This is a genomic window from Ruegeria sp. Alg231-54, assembly GCF_900143525.1.
GTDB lineage: Bacteria > Pseudomonadota > Alphaproteobacteria > Rhodobacterales > Rhodobacteraceae > Ruegeria.
In genome coordinates this window covers 869,397-887,268 of sequence record NZ_FREZ01000001.1, presented here as the reverse complement: position 1 = coordinate 887,268, position 17,872 = coordinate 869,397, and the positions used below count along the sequence as shown (strand labels likewise).

Here is a 17,872-nt window from a genome sequence, read left to right as displayed (position 1 = left end):
GAAATGGCAATTCTAAGAGTCAAAGACGTCAGCAAACGCTTCGGTGGCCTTAAGGCGCTGACAGATGTGAACCTCAATATCGAAGAGAACTCGGTTCACGCGATCATCGGCCCCAATGGCGCGGGAAAATCGACGCTGCTGAACTGTCTGGTGGGCAAGCTGATGCCGGACACCGGATCGGTGTTGTTCAACAACAACTCGGTTCTGGGACTCGAGCCGTTCCAGATCAACCAGATGGGCATCAGCCGCGTGTTCCAAACGCCTGAGATCTTTGGCGAGCTGACCGTGATGGAGAACATGCTGATCCCGATCTTCGCGATGCGGGATGGGGCATTCCGGATGCATGCCTATGAGACCATCGCTAACGAACGTGAGGTCGTCGAACAAGCCGAAGTCATGCTGGAAGAAATGAACATGGCCGACAAACGCGAAATGCACGCGGCGTCGCTGTCACGCGGCGACAAGCGGCGCCTTGAGATTGGCATGTGCCTCAGTCAAAATCCGCGGCTGTTGTTGCTGGACGAACCTACGGCGGGCATGGCGCGGGCGGACACCAACAACACCATCGATTTGCTAAAACAGATCAAGGATGAGCGCGACATAACCATCGCCATTATCGAGCATGACATGCATGTGGTCTTCAGCCTTGCGGAACGCATCACAGTTCTGGCGCAAGGGACGCCGCTGGTCGAAGATACTCCAGAAAAAATCCGTGGACATCCCAAGGTTCGTGAAGCCTATCTGGGCGAGGCGGCGTAAGGAAAAGCTATGAATGAGAAACCCGACTTTTCGAAAAACGCCAATAGGGCAAGCACCGCGCCTGCGTTCCTGTCTGTATGGGACATGCATTCGTACTACGGAGAAAGCTATATTGTGCAGGGCGTCAGCTTTAATGTGCACGAAGGCGAGATTCTGGCCCTGCTTGGACGGAACGGCGCTGGCAAAACCTCGACACTCCGGTCGATTGCGCGGGTAGGCGATCCCGAAGTAAGGCACGGTGAAATCTGGCTGGATCACCAGCCGCTACACAATATGACAAGCTACGAAGCGGCGTCTGTTGGCCTTGGCCTTGTACCGGAAGACAGACGAATTATCCCAGGACTGACCGTTGAGGAAAACCTGCAGCTTGCCCAGATTGCGCCGCCAGTCGGATGGTCCTTGGAGCGGTTGTATGAATTGTTCCCGCGTTTGGGCGAACGCAGGAAACAAGAGGGGATTACGTTGTCGGGTGGCGAACAACAAATGCTGTCAATCGCCAGAGCCCTTGCCCGGGATATCAAGGTCCTGCTTCTGGATGAGCCTTACGAAGGTCTGGCCCCGGTCATTGTCGACGAGATTGAAAAAACACTGGCCCACGTCAAGCAACAGGGCATGACCACGATCATCGTCGAACAGAACGCAGTCCGAGCATTGGAGTTAGCCGATCGCGCGATCATTCTGGACACGGGCACCATCGTATTTGATGGGACGGCGAATGAGGTGCTTCAAGACACCGGCCTTCGCGAGGAGTATTTGGCGATCTAGGGCAGGCTCGGAGTTTTAGGTACATTCTGGTTGCAAACGCCTTAGTTATGGAGACGCTCGAATTCTTCGGACGCTTGCGCTCCTACACTCATGATCAAGGCAACTAACTATGATCCGCCATATAGTCCTGACAAAATTCCGGCCCGACGTGACCGAAGAAACCATCGGGAAGATTTACAGGGGCCTGTCGGACCTGACCGACGCCCTTCCGGGTGCAGGTGGGTTCACTGGTGGCCGCAGCGAAAGCCCTGAACAGATCGAACGCGGTTACAAGCATGGGTTTGTGATTGATTTCGGTGATTGGGCCGCATTGGCCAGGTACCAAAGCAACGAGAGGCACAAAGCGCTGGGCGCGCAGTTGGTCGAAAACACCGTGGGCGGTATCGACGGAATTCTGGTCCTGGATTTAGAGGTCTGAGACATTGAAGCTGGTTTAGCCAAATTCTGAAGGGCGGACTGAAACTGTGTGCTGACCGGCGCAGCGTGGTGCCGCGCGACTGTGTCGCTGTAACCGTTTGGTGGCAAGTTTATGATCAGCGGAAACGGCCCCGATCAGCTTGATCACCAATGATTGATGAACCCCATTTTACTGAATTCGCGGCGCCGACGCAGATAGCGCCAGGGCGCAGAAGGGGTGAAAGACGGCGCATTTTACCCTTGCGAAAGCGGCAATATTTGCACGACGAACACCGGATTACTTGTCTTCCAGCGGTCAATTTTTTATACTGCTTCCTACATTTTTTTGAATTTTTTGATGTTCACGAGTGTATTTGGTTTGGCCGAGTTGCGACAGCGAAGAGCGTGTTCCGGCGGCCAGTTCGGGGGTGTTGATGACAAAGGCCAGCGATCAAAAAGCTCGCCCTGAAGTTGCCAAAAAAGACGCTAACAAAGTGTCGGATATTTATGATTTTGTGCAATCTCCTGACTGGCAGGAGATGCTTGAAAACGCTCGTAAACAGCGAGAAATTAATATCGCCGCCCGCAAGGCAAAAGCCGCAGCTTTACAGTCATCTGATCCAGGCCAAAACAAAGCCACGAACTCAACCGATGGTGCGCAGCCAGCAAACGCGCTAAACGCAGCGGCGGGGCAGTCTGGAGCCTTTGGTAAGCCTGCCCAAGCTACCAGTTCTCACCAATCTGGTGAGTCGGTTCAAAAAGCGACTGCAGGGCGATTTGACAGTCAAACCGCCAATGATGACAGTCGCGCGACTGAAAACGTAGCACGCGATGCTCGAGGGGAAGCAAGCACTGTGCCGCCCGATGGCGGGCTCGCGCTGGGCATCCATCCCGACAATAGACCAGAGGATCTAGTCGACCCGAAATTAGGCCAAGAGCTACCCGGGGAAGGGTTTTCCGATCGTTTGCGCAGAACCCTTAAGGAAAGGACAGACGATCAGAATCGTAAGCGCCTAAAGATGCGGTTGGGACTGGTCGCGGCAGGATGCGGCATCGGTGTTGTTGCGTCGTCTTCGGTTTTTTTGATTTTGTCTGGGTTGAACGCCCCCGGTCCAACCGAAAATGCAGGTTTGGTGAGCCAAGAGACCCCGGCAACAGGCGCGATCATGCAACAAGACGCGGAACTCGCCGAGCACTCGGTGCCGCCGTCCGACGTTACAAGTGGTGCGGCGGACTTGGCTGTAACGTCTGCAACCGTGTTCGATACATCATCTGAATCAAATTTGCCTGACGGTGACACAGCCGCGTCACAGGATTTGGCGTCGTTGTCGCTACTCTTATCAGTTTCGTCCGAGCAATCGGGCGGTATCAAACCAGAATTGTCGCGCTTGGCACCTAGTGTTCGGTCTTTCGTACCGACTCTTGTCCAGCCACCACTGCCGATAACTCTGCTAAGCTATCGACCTCGGCAAGAGTTGAATCTTGGTTTTGTCCGGCTTCAATCCACGCCTGAAATTTTCAGCACTTCTGTCGCTGTGCTTGAAACAACTGTGACAGTGGCAAGACCCGAAGAGTTTTTGAAAGGCGTAAACGTAGCTGCAACCCCAACAACAATGCGGCCGCCTGTAGTTCCGATCCAGCCCGGTGTACTGGACTATACCGAAACGCAAGTATCTTTGGATGTCCTCTTAACCGAGCCCGAGAGTGGTTATCAGCCGGAACAGGGCCTCCAGACAAGCGAATCAACTGGTTCGGACATTGCTGTGCGGCCAGAGGGCACAAGCCTTGCTGTCGAGATTGCGCAACCGTTGCCATACGAACCCCAGCCCGAGCCTGTCGAATTGGCGGCACTGCCAACCGCGCCAAAGCCAATCGACGCGCCGGCCCCATTGATGACACCGGCCGCTTACGAGACATCATTAGCTTTACGGGCACCAGTCCTTTCGGCGATACCAAGCCCGTTGGAATCACCGGTCTTGCCTCTGACACCGCCTCTGCTGAATGATGCAATCACGCCTCTGGAACCAGAGCCCGCCCCGGCAAATGTGTCCGTGGCCTACCGGATTTATGCGCCGACCAACGTTCCGCAGAGCGTTGTGGATTCTGTTGTGACTAACCTGACTTCGACCGGACATAAGCTTAACGGGCAAGCGCGCGTGGGGTTTAAGATCACCCAGTCAAACGTTCGCTTTTATCACAAGCAGGACGAAGAAAGAGCAGCCGCCCTTGCCAGAGACTCCGGTGCATTGCTGCGGGATTTCACAGGGTCCAACGTCAAAACTCCTAGTGGAATCGTAGAGTTATGGTTGGCAGGAAAAGGCTCTGACGTCACCAGGGTCAAGCAAACCAACACACTCAGCACGGCCAGAACCCAGGCCCCTAACCGCGTCAATCAACTGAAAAGTCAGGTCCTGAGCAAACTTAAGAAAGCGACGACCCAATGACTGTATTTTTAAGCTATACTGAAAAGGCTGATTCAAGATTTTGTACTGTTAATTGTTTCCGACGAGGTATCCAAAATGACGGATAGACGACTTATCGGCATCGTAACTGCTCTGCTATTTTTATCGACGACCCAAAACGCGCGTGCCGAAATTACGCTTGAGCATCTGCTGGCCATCGACCAAATGCTGTCCACCAATGACATTCAGGCTCTGTATTCCTACCTCGACAAAAACCCTGAGCTATTGACCGGCGAAGATGAACTGTCGCTGGAGCTGCGGAGTTTTCACGAGGTCGCATCTGTTGGCAATCTGGATTTCAGCTATGCCACCAGTGCACCGGCCGGCAGCGAGAACCGTGCGGCTAACGAGGCATTCGATGCCTCGCGGCAACACTGATTCGGATGTCAGAAATGCTTGCCTTCGGGCGATCAAACACACCAACGATCGCCTATGTCATCGAGCCGCGGTTTTCTGGCGGGACTTCTGCGGCTGTGGCGGCCGAATTGCCGGTGGCCGCCGAATGCGGGCAGGTGGTCGTGCACGCGATCACGTCCAGGACGTTTGGCACCAACCAACACGTTTCACCGGTTTTGCGGCAGGTACTGGACGATTTGAACATTCCGATTATTTGGGATGCACCCCGGATCAGCGCGGACTTCGTATTTTTACACAACCCGTCTTTTTTGAAATTTCAGGACACGCTTGGCACAAGGATCATTGCGCGCGAGCTGTACGTGATCACGCATGAGAATTTTCTGCGTCCGGGCGGGGCAGAGGGATTTGATGTTTCAAGCTGTTTAAGCCAGATCGAAGCCTCGACAATTTCGCTCAGGAAAACACTCGCGCCGATATCACCGTTTAATCGAAGCGGCGTAGTCGACTGGTTGGCAACCTCTCGCGTGGCGCGGCAGTGGGACGTCTTGGGCTCTGACTGGTTCAACATTTGCGAGACCGAGGTGAGCGCCCCGTGTGAAACACCTCAGGACCGCCGTGGGCGACATTCACGACCCGGGTTCGAGAAGTTCCCCGTTATTGCTGATTTGGACAGCTGTTTTCCAAGCCATTCGCAGTGCAATGTAATTCTTGGGGCGGATGCTTTGTTGAATGCCCGTGTTCTGCGCGCGCATTGGACCTTGCTTCCCTTTAATGCCATAACTGTGCAAGAGTTCTTTGGAATGATTGACTTTTTTGTATATTTCACCGCGCCGACCTGGCAGGAAAGTTTTGGTCGCGTTGTGGCCGAGGCGGTTGCCGCAGGTAAGGTTGTTCTAACCAACCCTGATACTGGTGCCACGTTCGGAAATGCCGTCTTGACTTGCCAGCCATCTCAGGTGGACACAATCATTGCCGACCTGATCGCTCAACCGCAGAAATATCATGATCAGGTGGCCAGATCGCAATCAGCGCTGCAGAACTACTCTGCAGGGAAATTCAAGGCGATGCTGTCGGGGGTTTTATCCGCCGACAGCGGGGTGAACAAATGATCTATGTCGAAGTGGGCACACGCTCATTGCGGTCGTTTGACACGCAGTTAATCTTTGCCGAGCAGCTTGCCGCACGTGGCTTCAATGTGTGCATTGATGCCGATTATCTGCCCGAGGACGCAGGGCGTGGCAGGATTTACGAGGCAGCCAAGTTCCTTGTCGACCCGGGCGAGAACAAGGCGCAGACCGTATTCGTACTGGGTGCCGAAGAGATCGACGATTTTCTTCTTGCGTCGTTGCGTAACAAACAGCTCGCCCCGAGTGTCCCGGTTGTTGCGACGGGTCGCTTTATGACCCAGCAAAGCTATATCGCGGCCAAGGCCCGGTTGGCCTATGCGCTTGGGCGCGAAGCCCAGGTGATCGACCTGACAGATTTTCAACCGCGCCCGGTGTTGCCATCGACCTCAAGTCCTTTGGTGGCGGATGTTCGGCCCGTATTGCGGCGGTCCAAACGGGTGGTGCCGAACGTGACTCTTGTGTTGGGTTCGATGGAGCTGGACAACCCCGAGACGCTGTCTTGTTTTTCCCGGATGAGCAGCCAGAGTGGCTATAACCTGAAACTCATTGTCAGCGGCGCACAGAATGAAGCGATCAAGGCGTCGCCGTTTCACGATTTGCCAACCTACCTGTATACCGGACTGTCGCCGCTGACTTTGGCGATTTCAACGGATATTCTGGCGATGTTCGGCAATGGAATTGCCGGAGTTCGCATGGCCGCTTTTGCGGTTGAGCTGATTGCAACTGGCGGCGTTGCCATTGACTGTACCGATGATGAGGTTCTGATGTCCTCGGGCGCACCTGCATTGCTGGGGCCTAAGACTCCTTTCGCATTGGATGGGTATCTGATCGGCAATGTGATCGGGAACGTGCCGCAAATTGTCGAACAGGCCTCGAAATCCCAGTGGTTGCATACAGTTGACATTTCGCGCCTGGAAACGGCTGCAGGTCTGACGGCGAAACAGCGTCAGTCAGAACAGGACAAGCGCAAAACCCTGTTTTTCCCGACGAACGGCGTGGGGCTGGGCCACGCGCAGCGGTGCAGCATCATTGCCCGTGAAATGCCGGACACCATGACAAAAATGTTCGCGGCCTTTCCCAGCTGCGTCCCGCTTGTTCGCCGTGAGGGTATCGACTGTATCCCTCTGGTTCAGCGCGCCGATACAAAGACCAATTCAGATGGCAATGACGTGCTGACGTATAGGCGTCTTGGTGCGGTGCTTCAGGAAAACGACACGCTGGTTTTTGACGGCGGCTACGTGTTTGACTCCGTCTACCGGGTGATCCGTGAACGTAAGTTGTCGGCGGCTTGGATCCGGCGCGGGTTGTGGCCTGAAGGCCGGTCAAGGCAGACTATGCTGCGCCGCGAAAGCGTATTTGACCGGGTCATCGTGCCCTCCGAGGCATTTGACGAGTTGAACGACGCCTACAGCTATGGTGATCATGTTCATTATGTCGGGCCAATCGTGCGTCAGGTGGAACAGTCCGCCGCGGAAAAAGAACAGCTCAGGGCCCGGCTGGCGGAACGTTTCGGGCGCGACTTTAAGCAGCTGGTTGTCAGCATGCTGGGGGGCGGCGTTGCCTCGGACAGGTCTGCGCAATTGCAGGCGATCTCGGGCATGCTTGAGGCGCGCGATGATTGCCTGCACCTTGTTGTAACATGGCCCGGAAGCACGGTTCAGCCTGCCACATTCGGTTGGAAAAACACCCGCGTGGTTCAGACACTGGAGGCGACCAAGCTTAGCCTTGCCGCGGACGTGGTCATATCTGCGGCCGGATACAACTCGGTCCTTGAGATGCTGTACCATCGCATCCCGGCGATATTTATTCCGCAGTCAGCCCCCTATCTGGACGATCAGGAACGGCGCGCCGCAGCTATGGCCGACCGAGACTTGTGCGCCGCCATCACCGAACGCGAATTCATGACGCTCGAGCGCACAGTGGCAGATTGGCTGGATCACGACGGAGCCGAATTTTACCGATCTGCATTGAATGGTTTTGAGCTGCCCAAAACGGGGGCAGTCAAGGCCGCCGAATTGCTAACCGAATTGGGGGCGCGGATATGACCAGTGATCTATGGTTCGAAATCCTCAGCAGAGCGTCGCCAAATCGACCCGAGCCGCTGGACGATCTGATCAATGAGGATCGTGCCGCCAAGCCGCTTGGCAAGGTTATCTTTCCGAATATGCGGCTGGCCCCCTCGCTCATGCTGTGGGACCGGGAGCCCGGCGGCCCGGTGCATATCGGCGTGCGGGTGCATGAACCGCCAGAAACGCCATATCTTATCGCAAGGCTATTGGCCGCCGCCGCGATGGAGCGAGAGGTTTTTCCTGTCATTCTCAGCCGCGTGGACTATTGCGGGCTTGAACGGTTCGGGTTTCGGGTCGAACGCGTTCCCGAAGAGGCCGCTGCAGCCCAGGCCGCCGAGGAAGAAATCAGAAAATACTGGGATCTGGCGATTATCATTGACGGGCATGAAATCGGTCTGTTGGGCTAGCAAGGCGCTGATTTAGAGTAGGGAGCGTCTTGTGAAAATCATAACCGGCGGACAAACAGGCGTTGATATGGCGGCTTTCCAGTTCGCTTTGGAAAACGACATTCCCTATGGCGGCTGGGTTCCGAAAGGCCGCTTGAATGAGGCGGGCCGCATTCCGGATCGCTTCTCTGGTTTGAATGAAACACAGTCCACGGATGTCGCCGAACGCACAAAGCTGAACGTTTTGGCCTGTGACGCTTTGCTGGTGTTTGTGGATGGATCGACCAGTCCGGGAACGCAGTTGACCATCGATTTTGCGCAAGAGATCGGAAAACCTTACCAGATTGTTGATCTAGGGCGGGGGCTTGAAGCGTGCGAGCGCCAAGTAAAGCAATGGGTCATGGCGAGACCTAATACGATATTGAACATCGCTGGCCCAAGAGAAAGTGAAGCCCCCCAGATCGGGGCCAAAGTGACAGCGATCTTACGTCAATCGATTTTTCCCCAAAGCCCCGAGGCATAGCCAAACTTTGGTTCCGGTTATACGACGTTTCGCCAGTAGGCGCGGCACCCGACGGTTGCTAGGGTTGGGACAACCAGATTACGAAGGCCAAGTTTTATGTTTGCAAAAAAAGCCGGACAAATTGATTTTGACAAGGTCCTGATCGTCGATGACCATCCATTGTTTTGTGATGCTTTGTCGATGACGCTGCAAAGTGTCACTCGTATCGGTGAAATCCACACCGCAGATCGATTGGAAAACGCGATTGCTCTGATTGCCGGTGGGTTGCGACCAGATGCGGTCATACTGGACCTCAACCTGCCGGATGTGGACGGGCTTGAAGGTTTGGTGCGCGTCAAAGCGGCCACCGATGCACCGGTCATCGTAGTTTCGTCGATTTCAGAGAACCGCGTGATCAGTCAGGTGATCCGTGCGGGTGCCTCAGGCTATGTCCCCAAGCACAGCCAGCGAGACGTATTTCGTACAGCTTTCGAGACAGTTCATTCCGGGGACGTCTTCGTGCCAGACGGTTTTGCACTGATTGACGACGATGCGGATACCGAACACAGCGACGCCGCCAATCGGCTTGCCACTTTGACCAATCAGCAATCGCGCATTCTGCAGCTTATCTGTGAAGGCAAATTGAACAAGCAGATTGCGTTTGATCTGTCCATTGCCGAGACCACAGTCAAGGCGCATGTAACTGCAATCATGCGTAAACTCGGCGTGCAAAGTCGTACGCAGGCCGTGCTGCTTGCCAAGAAGGCTTCTCTTGCCAGCGTCTTGCAAGAATAAGCCCTCGCGCCATATCATATGAAAACGTTGCGCTTCAGGGAGGAGGGCAGGATGAACCAAGCAGTCGGGTGGGCGACAGCTGCTGCCCGTGCGCCAGGTATCGTCAAAACGGGCTTTGTACATCGCGACACGGATCAGGCGATTGAAAAACTCGCCGGATCGTTAGGCGATGATCTTTTGTCCTTGGTTATTCTGTTCGTGAGCTCCGGCGCGGATGCGGCGGCGGTTATTTCCGAGGCAGTCGATGCCTTTGCGCCAACGCCTGTAATCGGATGCACCACAGCGGGCGAGCTTGCAGATTGCGGCTATGGCGAAGATCAGATTGTTGCCATCGGATTACCGTCTTCGCATTTCGAGGTGCGCACTCTGCTGGTGCCCGACCTTGGGAATTTCTCGGCGCAGGACATCATCGACCAGATGATCCGCAACCGTAACGAAATGGCGGCGTCCGCACCGGATTGGAAACACGAGTTTTCCTTTTTGATGATCGACGGGTTGTCGACGAAAGAGGATGCGCTGACGTCGGAACTCGCCGTTGGACTGGGGCCGGTGCCCTTGTTCGGCGGGTCCGCAGGGGACGGAACCCGTTTCGGCGCGACCTATGTGTTGATGGACGGTCAGGCCATGCAGAACGCGGCTATCCTGACGCAGGTTCGCACGCGCTGCCCGATCAAAGTGTTCAAGACGGATCACCTGTTGCCAACGGCGCGGCGTATGGTCGTCACCAAGGCCGATCCGGCAAACCGCATCGTGCAGGAAATCAACGCCGAGCCAGCCGCGCGCGAATATGCCCGTCTACTTGGAAAAGACCCTGAACAGCTGACGACCTTTACCTTCGCGGCCCACCCGCTGGTTGTGCAGATCGGCGGCCAGCATCATGTGCGGGCCATTCAGCGCGTCGCGGGCAATGGTGACCTTGTGTTCTTTTCCGCGATTGATGAGGGGCTGGTGCTGACGCTGGCTGAACCTCGGGACATGGTTTCGCATCTCGAGGAAGAAATCGCTGCGCTGACACAGACTACCCGTCCGGACACGATCCTGGGCTGTGATTGCATCCTGCGCCGGCTGGAAGCGCAGGAAAAGCAAAAGACGGGCGAGATTTCGCGATTGCTTGCGGAGAACCATGTCGTCGGGTTTTCGACCTATGGCGAGCAATTCAATTCGATCCATGTGAACCAGACGCTGACCGGCGTCGCGATTTACCCTCCGGAAGACGGGTAGGCGATGATTGAATCTCTGACCGACCCCAATGATCCGCTTGATCGGCAGAATGAAAAACTGCTGATAATCGTCGCGGCCCTGATGCGGCGGGTCGAGGAATCCACTGACGCCTCGGGCGCGGCTTACGCTCAGTTTCAACGGGCTGCCATGCTTGAACAAGAAGTGCGGGCGCGTACGGATGACCTTGAACGGGCGTTGGACTTGCTCAACGACTCGAACGCGCGCCTGGCGCAGGCCAATCAGGAAACCGAAGCCGCCCGCGCAAACCTCGCCAATGCGATCGAGGCGGTGCAGGAAGGGTTTGCGCTGTTCAACCGGGATGAAGAAATGGTCCTGTGCAATAGCCGCTTTGGCCTGCATATGCCTGACATCCAAACCAAGCTGACACCGGGGCTGCGGTTCACCGATTATGTCGGGTTGGTCAGCCAGTCCAGGTTCCTGTCCCTACCTGGAGTAGTTTCCCCAAAAGACTGGGTGCAACGGCGCATGGCGCGCCATGCTGAAGATCACGTTGTCTTTAACATCCGCCTTAGCGGCAACCGCTGGATGCAGGTGTCGGAACATCGGACACCGGATGGCGGCACCGTCATCTTACAAACGGATGTGACAGACATTATGCGGGTCGAGCGGCAGGAAAGGGACCGTATCCTAGATGACCAGGCCCGGCTGATCCGCGCGACACTGGAACATATCGATCAGGGGGTTTGTATCTTTGACAGCAAGCTGCGTCTGGTCGGGTGGAACAACCGCGCCAGCGAACTTCTGGCCATTCCCAACGCGCAATTTCAGATGGGAGCACCGTTCCAGACGTTGTTTCACCGGTTGAGCGCGACCATCAGTTTTGAGGGCGGCGTGAGCGACGCTGACCTGCTGGCCTGGGTCAATCGCTCGACCGAGCGCCCGCCGTTGCAATTCCAGATGCACAGCGGTCGTGCCAAGATATTGTCAGTCTTCGCGCAGGAAATGCCGGATCGGGGTTTCGTGATTTCCTTCACCGATGTGACGGCTGAAAGAAAATCCGCACAAGCCCTGGTCGAGGCCAAGGAACTGTTGGAACAGCGCGTTGCATCGCGAACAATGGAGCTTGCTGACGCGCTGAACGAAGCAGAGCGTGCGAACGCATCAAAATCGCGCTTTGTCGCGGCGGCCAGCCATGATCTGCTGCAACCTCTGTCGGCTGCAAAACTCTACGTCTCGACATTGGGCAGTGGATTGGACAAGGCCGATGCGCGCGCAGTCGCGGTGAAAGCAGAGAGCGCCCTAAACAGTGTCGAACACATTCTTGAGGCGCTGCTGGATATTTCGAAACTGGATTCCGGGCGGGCATCGGTTCACTTATCCTCAGTGCCGGTCGGTGAGCTTTTTTCCCAGATGGAGGACGCCTTTAGGCCTATGGCGCAAGCCAAGGGGCTTGGGTTGCGATTTGTCGGCACTGATACAGTTATCAGAAGTGATGCCAGTTACATGCGGCGCATTCTGCAAAACCTGCTGTCAAATGCGATCCGTTACACGGAAATGGGCAGGGTTCTGGTCGGTGTAAGGCGACTGGGGAAGACCGTTTCGATCCAGGTTTGGGATACAGGGATTGGGATCGCGCCAGACCAGAGAGACGTTGTTTTTCAAGAGTTTAAACGTATTCATTCAGACGCCAGTGCGGCCGAAGGGATGGGTTTGGGCCTTGCCATTGTGGAGCGCGCCTGTGGTTTGCTGAAACACCCGATACATTTGCAGTCCGAACTGGGGCGCGGAACCGTTTTTTCAATCACGGTTCCATCAGCAGGCCAGGCACGCGATGCGCTGAATAGTGGTGAGCCGTCGATACAGTCGCGCTCGGACGTGCTGCACAGGACGGTTGCCTTGCTGATTGAAAACGATGACAACCTGCGCGGGGCGCTGTGCATGACGATGGAAAACTGGGGCGTTCAGGTATTGGAAGCGGCCAGCAAAGATGAGGCGGCAAACCTGCTGCACGAGATCGGGATTTTACCGGATGTCATTGTCGCCGATTTTCAACTGGACGGCGGAAAGACCGGTACCGAAACCATTGCCGAATTGACACGCGAATTCGGGCAACTGCCCGGTTGCATTATTTCCGCTGATCGTTCGACCGAATTGGCAGCCTCTTGCAAGACGGCAGGCTACCTTTTGCTGCACAAGCCGATTGATGCACAAAAGCTAAAATCCGTGTTAGAGGCTTCGGTCAGTTGACAGGTCAGGGCGTTCGTCGCTTACCTACCGTCCGCATCATCTGACGGAAATAGAGCTTTGGTGCCAGACGGTTTAGCAGATTGGCGATCTGTGCGATCCGCCCGACTGGGATGTAGTCTTTACGTCGCCGGTAACCTTGCAAGATTACTTGCGCCGCCGCTTCCGGCTCCATGTAGTCGATACCATCCGAGGCTGAGCCGGGACGAACGAACCCAGCGTCTGCGGCCTCCGGTCGCCCGATATTGGTCGCCACAAAGGATGGCGCGGCGATGGAAACGCGAACCCCGTGGGCGGATTCCTCGGCGCGAAGGGACTTAAAGAACCCCTCCATCGCGTGTTTGCTGGCTGCATAGGCGGTTCGATGAATGAGGGGTGCAAAACCTGCAACGGAAGAGATCGCAAGGTGTGTACCCTTGGCTTTCCTGACCGAGTCCAGAAAATCCTGAGCGCAACAAACTGCAGCGAAATAGTTGATTTCGAACAAGTTTCGGTGCGAGCGCATATCGCTGTCCGAAAACGCGGAAATCTGCGAGACGCCCGCATTGTAGATCACCAGATCTATGGAGTCTCTTGCCGCAATGATCCGGGTGCAGGTGTCTTTGCATTGATCAGCGTCGGTCAGATCACAGGCATAGGTGCTGACGTCATCTTGATTGGCCAGCGCGTCAAGTTCTTGCCCCGGTAAATCAATTAATGCAGTATGCCAACCGTCGGCCCTTAGCACGGCGGACAATGCACGGCCCAGCCCTCCGGCTCCTCCTGTAATGACAGCGGTTGGTTTCATTGGGTAGCCTCCCACCAGCGATCGAACGCCTCGGCACTCGTGAATTTGGGGTGATAGCCGAATTCGCCTTTCAGCGCGGCATTGTTCAATACAGGGCGATACAGAAGAAAACGCACTTGCTCTGGGCCATAACGCGACAGACGCAGCGGGCGGGCAATGGTCAGAGCGGCCCTGACCACCGCCGGAGATAGCCGACGCAACGGTTTGCTCATCTGTGATGCGATCTGAGAGATGGTCAGCGCGCCGTCGCCGGCAACGTTGAAAACACCGGCAGGCCCGTCAGTCGCCGCACGAACCAGGATATCGGCCAGATCTTCATCCCAGATGAACACAAACGGGCTGTCTGATCCTTTCAGCCCCAGCAGACGGGGTTTGTGAAACAGGGCCGTTATCTGATTTTCAACCTTTGGCCCCAGCACAGTGCCCACGCGCAGAACAACCTGTTCGAGGTCGGGCTCGACCTGTCTGGCATCGGCCAGCATTTCTTCGACCAGCCGCTTGTGCCACGAATAGGCGAATTCCTGATTGCCTCGTATCGAATCCGTTTCACAAAGAGGAACCGGGTTATCGGCATGATATCCGTAGGCTGCACCTGATGAAGTAACGACCAGACGCTTGACCCCTGCGGCGATCGCGGCATTCAGGACATTACGGGTTCCTTCGACATCGACCTGATATTCATGCTCTCTGGTCGATGATGGGCCGGGGGTCACGATGGAAGCCAGATGCACGATGGTGTCCGGTTCTTCAGCCAGAATGACGTTGAGAGGCGCGTTGCCCGTGACGTCCATCGTGACGAACCTTGCATTTTTCGGCAGGTCGGCGGGTTCTTGAATATCTGTTGCAGTGATTGTGACGTCGTCGCGGTTGCCCAGTCGTTGCAGCAGGGCAGTGCCCACCGCGCCCGCAGCTCCGGTGATCAGGATGTGGCGCATTCGGGCACCTCTCGTCTTGCGAAAAAGGTGGCCAACGCCAGTCCCGAGATCGCGTGCCAGATGCCCCAAAGCGCCGCGGCAACCGCCATTCCGCCAAGCCCGCCAAAAAAGGCGAATATCAGGATGAGGCCAAGGCCCGAGTTTTGAATTCCCGTTTCGATTGTGACAGATCTACGGTCGCGCTCCGACAGGTTGGCGGCCGTCGCGGTCAGATACCCGCCCATAAAAGCCAGCGCGTTATGCAGGATGACGATTCCGATGATCGCGGTCGCAAAATGTTGGAAAATTCCCCAGTTCGCGGCGAGCGCCACCAGGATGAAAGTGATGAAGATCGCCATCGAGAGCCACTGCATCGGGCGGCGGATTTTATCGGCGACGGCTGTGAAACGCGCATTGACCAGCATGCCAAGGATAAGGGGCAGGATCAGCATGAAGCCGACTGTAATGGCCACTGCGACCGGGTCGATTTCTGTCCTTTGCAGGATTTCTCGTGTTGGGGCGTAAAGATTCCCCCACAACGCAACATTAGCGGGCGTGATGATGATCGCGCCGACGGTTGCGAAAGCTGTCATCGACACCGAAAGCGCCACGTTTCCGCCAGCACGGTGCGTCATGAAATTCGAGATGTTCCCTCCCGGGCAGGCCGCTACAAGGATCAGCCCCATCGCGACCGACGGTAGTGGATTGACCACCAGCAGCATCAGAAAGGTGAGTGCGGGTAGAACCAAAAACTGGGATGCCAGCCCAACAAGCAACGGTTTCGGTCCGCGCAGGATCCGGCGAAAGTCATCCATCCTAAGATCCAGCGCGATTGAAAACATCACGACGGCAAGGATGACGTTCAGCAGCTTTAGGTTGCCTGCATCGAAGTTCAGCGCGACATCGTCGATCCCGTTCATGACTGGGCCGCTTTCAACGCCGCGATCTGTCGGGTCACTTCACCGCGGTAGGTCGCTTTGTCGACATAATAGGCCATCCGGGGCAGGTCGATATAGTTCATGCCGCCGGTCGCACGTTCGAACTTTTGGGATTTGGCCGCGTGAATGGCCTTTGCGGCAGAGTTCCCGGATCTTAGTCCCGCGATATAGCGCGCCACCATCTCGGCCTGTTCGTGCCGTCCTTGCCACCCAAGGCCCGACGCCTCGATCATACCCAGGACGAACAGGTCATCGCGGGTCGGGTGCATGCAGTTCAGGTACAAGTGCGGGGCGTCGCCCTGCCAGTTCAAGTGTGACTTATCGATGAACGGGTAGTACAGTTTATATCCGGTCGCGGCCAGAACCATGTCGTATTCAGCACTGGTGCCATCACGGAAATGGACGGTCTTGCCGTCGAAACGCTCAATGTCAGGGCGCACCTTCAAATCGCCATGCCCGGCGTGGAACAGGATTAGCGAATTGACGACGGGATGGGACTCGTACAGGGCATAATCCGGTTTGGGAAAGCCATACTTCTGCGGATCACCCACGAACCATTTCAGAATTGCCCCGTCTACTTTACGTTTCAGCCACATGGGCAGTTTGATCTTCCCGCCCATTGTGTCGGCCGGAACACCGAAGACGTATTTAGGCACAAAGTAATACCCCCGGCGCATCGAGATATCGCTGGACTGCCCGTGGTGAATGGCGTCAACCGCGATATCGCAGCCCGAGTTTCCGGCCCCGATGACCAGAACCCGCTTGCCTGTGAATTGCGTAGGATAACGGTAGTCCGAAGCGTGGATCAGCTCGCCTGAAAACTCTCCCTCAAACTTGGGTAGGTTGGGTTCGGACAATGTGCCGTTGGCGATCAGGATACCCGCAAAGATCTGGCAGTGCTCAGTGCCTGCCTTGTCACGCCATTTCACCTCCCATCCGCCTGCGTCCAGCGGTGTGGTACTCAGGACCTCGGCACCAAAGTGATAGTGCTGGTAAAGGTCAAATGCGTTTGCGAAGTCGTGGAAATACGTCTTGAGCTCGCGATGTGATGGATACTCCGCCGTTTCTTCCTGCATAGGGAAGTCGGTGAATTCGGTCATCTTCTTTGACGATATGAGGTGGGCGGTCTCGTACATCGTAGACCGAGGGGCATCGATGTTCCACAGACCACCCACATCATCAGCCAGTTCATATCCCTGAAATGGCACTCCCTGCTCGACAAGTGTCTTGGCCATTGCCAGACCCATGGGCCCAGCTCCGATCAGAGCAAAACACTCTTCCGGGCGGGCCTTCACCGTGACCGGCTGGCCCGCTCCGACTTGCACCTGTTCCATTCGTTTCTCCTCCTGCGACACTATTTATCTTGAACGATCGTTCGAAATAAGGCAAATTGGTTTTTGAAATGGCACAACACGCTGTAAAAGAAAGAAAAAGAGCGCCTTCGCAGCGATCCATTGCGGCACGGGAGCGTATTCTTGACGCTGCGGAACTGGTCTTTGCCGAGCAGGGATTCGACGGTGCCTCGATTCGCGACATCGCCGAGCGGGCGCAGGTTCAGAAGGCCAACGTGAACTTTCACGGCGGTCCAAAGGATGAGCTTTTTGAACGCATCGTTGCGCGTCGCGCCAGTGAACTATCGCAAGAGCGCCGTGAAACCATCAGCCGATTGGAGGAGTGCGGCGATTGGGACGCCGCGGACCTGATGTCAGCCTTCATGAGGCCGTTGCTGACCCGCGCATTCAGTAATGATCCCCAATGGCTGGCCTATGCGCGCATTGTGGCGATAGTTTCCGCTGATGCGCGTTGGCATACGCTGGCGAAAACCCATTTTGATCCCGTCGCCTCGCTGGTCGTTCAAAAGCTGTGCACAAAATACCCCGAGGCCGACCCGGCGAACGTTGCCGGGGCGCTGGTTTTTTCGGTGTCGTCCATGCTGGCGTTGTGCACGTCGGAATGGCGGATCAGGGCACTTTCCGGCCCTGACCAAAAACGCGACGCCGAGGGTGCAATCCGGAACCTGTTGCAGTTCTGTCATGCTGGACTCGCCGGTGTTTTGAACCCGTCCGTGTAATCCTGGAGCGATCAAACAACTTCGCCCCAACCCGCTCAACTTGAAGTTACGCATAGGACCATATCAAATGGTCCCGTGCGTTATTATCTAGTGATTAAAAAAGATTAACGATTTGGAG

The 17,872-nt window shown here is 55.9% G+C and carries 17 protein-coding genes; 13 read left to right on the top strand and 4 right to left on the bottom strand.

Going from position 1 to position 17,872, the window contains the following annotated elements; all coding sequences use genetic code 11:
• The first annotated feature begins 3 nt into the window (after window positions 1-3).
• From DHN12_RS04405 to DHN12_RS04350, 12 genes are all read left to right on the top strand, one after another.
• Entirely contained in the window at window positions 4-759 is a 756-nt protein-coding gene (locus DHN12_RS04405) for an ABC transporter ATP-binding protein (RefSeq protein WP_108859021.1), read from the top strand.
• Window positions 760-768: 9 nt separating this feature from the next.
• On the top strand, window positions 769-1,524 hold the full coding sequence (locus DHN12_RS04400; protein WP_058274761.1) for an ABC transporter ATP-binding protein: 756 nt from the start codon (window positions 769-771) through the stop codon (window positions 1,522-1,524).
• A 109-nt stretch (window positions 1,525-1,633) separates the two neighbouring features.
• A complete protein-coding gene (locus DHN12_RS04395; protein WP_108859020.1) occupies window positions 1,634-1,942 on the top strand; it encodes a Dabb family protein in 309 nt (102 codons plus the stop codon).
• A gap of 412 nt (window positions 1,943-2,354) precedes the next feature.
• Window positions 2,355-4,364 carry a hypothetical protein gene (locus DHN12_RS04390; RefSeq protein WP_108859019.1) on the top strand — a complete coding sequence of 670 codons (2,010 nt, stop codon included), beginning with the start codon at window positions 2,355-2,357 and terminating at the stop codon, window positions 4,362-4,364.
• Window positions 4,365-4,439: 75 nt separating this feature from the next.
• Window positions 4,440-4,760, top strand: a complete 321-nt coding sequence (locus DHN12_RS04385) for a hypothetical protein (RefSeq protein WP_108859018.1) — start codon at window positions 4,440-4,442, stop codon at window positions 4,758-4,760.
• Window positions 4,761-4,774: 14 nt separating this feature from the next.
• Entirely contained in the window at window positions 4,775-5,848 is a 1,074-nt protein-coding gene (locus tag DHN12_RS04380) for a glycosyltransferase (RefSeq protein WP_159089959.1), read from the top strand.
• Window positions 5,845-7,911 carry a glycosyltransferase gene (locus DHN12_RS04375; RefSeq protein WP_108859016.1) on the top strand — a complete coding sequence of 689 codons (2,067 nt, stop codon included), beginning with the start codon at window positions 5,845-5,847 and terminating at the stop codon, window positions 7,909-7,911. Before DHN12_RS04380 ends, DHN12_RS04375 begins: the two co-directional genes overlap by 4 nt.
• Window positions 7,908-8,342, top strand: a complete 435-nt coding sequence (locus tag DHN12_RS04370; protein ID WP_108859015.1) for a hypothetical protein — start codon at window positions 7,908-7,910, stop codon at window positions 8,340-8,342. The genes DHN12_RS04375 and DHN12_RS04370 overlap by 4 nt, the downstream gene beginning before the upstream one ends.
• A 31-nt stretch (window positions 8,343-8,373) precedes the next feature.
• A complete protein-coding gene (locus DHN12_RS04365) occupies window positions 8,374-8,844 on the top strand; it encodes a putative molybdenum carrier protein (protein ID WP_159089958.1) in 471 nt (156 codons plus the stop codon).
• Between the two features lie 96 nt (window positions 8,845-8,940).
• Window positions 8,941-9,618, top strand: coding sequence for a response regulator transcription factor (locus DHN12_RS04360; protein ID WP_108859013.1), 678 nt, complete (start codon window positions 8,941-8,943; stop codon window positions 9,616-9,618).
• A gap of 51 nt (window positions 9,619-9,669) precedes the next feature.
• On the top strand, window positions 9,670-10,839 hold the full coding sequence (locus DHN12_RS04355) for an FIST N-terminal domain-containing protein (protein ID WP_108859012.1): 1,170 nt from the start codon (window positions 9,670-9,672) through the stop codon (window positions 10,837-10,839).
• 3 nt (window positions 10,840-10,842) lie between these two features.
• On the top strand, window positions 10,843-13,047 hold the full coding sequence (locus DHN12_RS04350; protein WP_108859011.1) for a PAS-domain containing protein: 2,205 nt from the start codon (window positions 10,843-10,845) through the stop codon (window positions 13,045-13,047).
• 4 nt (window positions 13,048-13,051) lie between these two features.
• Here the strand turns inward: DHN12_RS04350 and DHN12_RS04345 are convergent, their stop codons facing one another.
• From DHN12_RS04345 to DHN12_RS04330, 4 genes are read right to left on the bottom strand one after another with little or no spacing between them, the layout of a single operon-like run.
• The gene (locus tag DHN12_RS04345) at window positions 13,052-13,831 is read right to left on the bottom strand and encodes an SDR family oxidoreductase (protein WP_108859010.1); all 780 of its coding nucleotides are present in this window, start codon (window positions 13,829-13,831) and stop codon (window positions 13,052-13,054) included.
• Window positions 13,828-14,766, bottom strand: a complete 939-nt coding sequence (locus tag DHN12_RS04340; protein ID WP_108859009.1) for an SDR family oxidoreductase — start codon at window positions 14,764-14,766, stop codon at window positions 13,828-13,830. The genes DHN12_RS04345 and DHN12_RS04340 overlap by 4 nt, the downstream gene beginning before the upstream one ends.
• Window positions 14,751-15,665 carry a bile acid:sodium symporter family protein gene (locus tag DHN12_RS04335; protein ID WP_108859008.1) on the bottom strand — a complete coding sequence of 305 codons (915 nt, stop codon included), beginning with the start codon at window positions 15,663-15,665 and terminating at the stop codon, window positions 14,751-14,753. Before DHN12_RS04335 ends, DHN12_RS04340 begins: the two co-directional genes overlap by 16 nt.
• On the bottom strand, window positions 15,662-17,017 hold the full coding sequence (locus DHN12_RS04330; RefSeq protein WP_108859007.1) for an NAD(P)/FAD-dependent oxidoreductase: 1,356 nt from the start codon (window positions 17,015-17,017) through the stop codon (window positions 15,662-15,664). Before DHN12_RS04330 ends, DHN12_RS04335 begins: the two co-directional genes overlap by 4 nt.
• Before the next feature lie 68 nt (window positions 17,018-17,085).
• Between DHN12_RS04330 and DHN12_RS04325 the strand changes: the two genes are divergently transcribed.
• Complete coding sequence (locus DHN12_RS04325; protein ID WP_108859006.1) at window positions 17,086-17,754, top strand: TetR/AcrR family transcriptional regulator; 669 nt, start codon at window positions 17,086-17,088, stop codon at window positions 17,752-17,754.
• Window positions 17,755-17,872 lie beyond the last annotated feature (118 nt).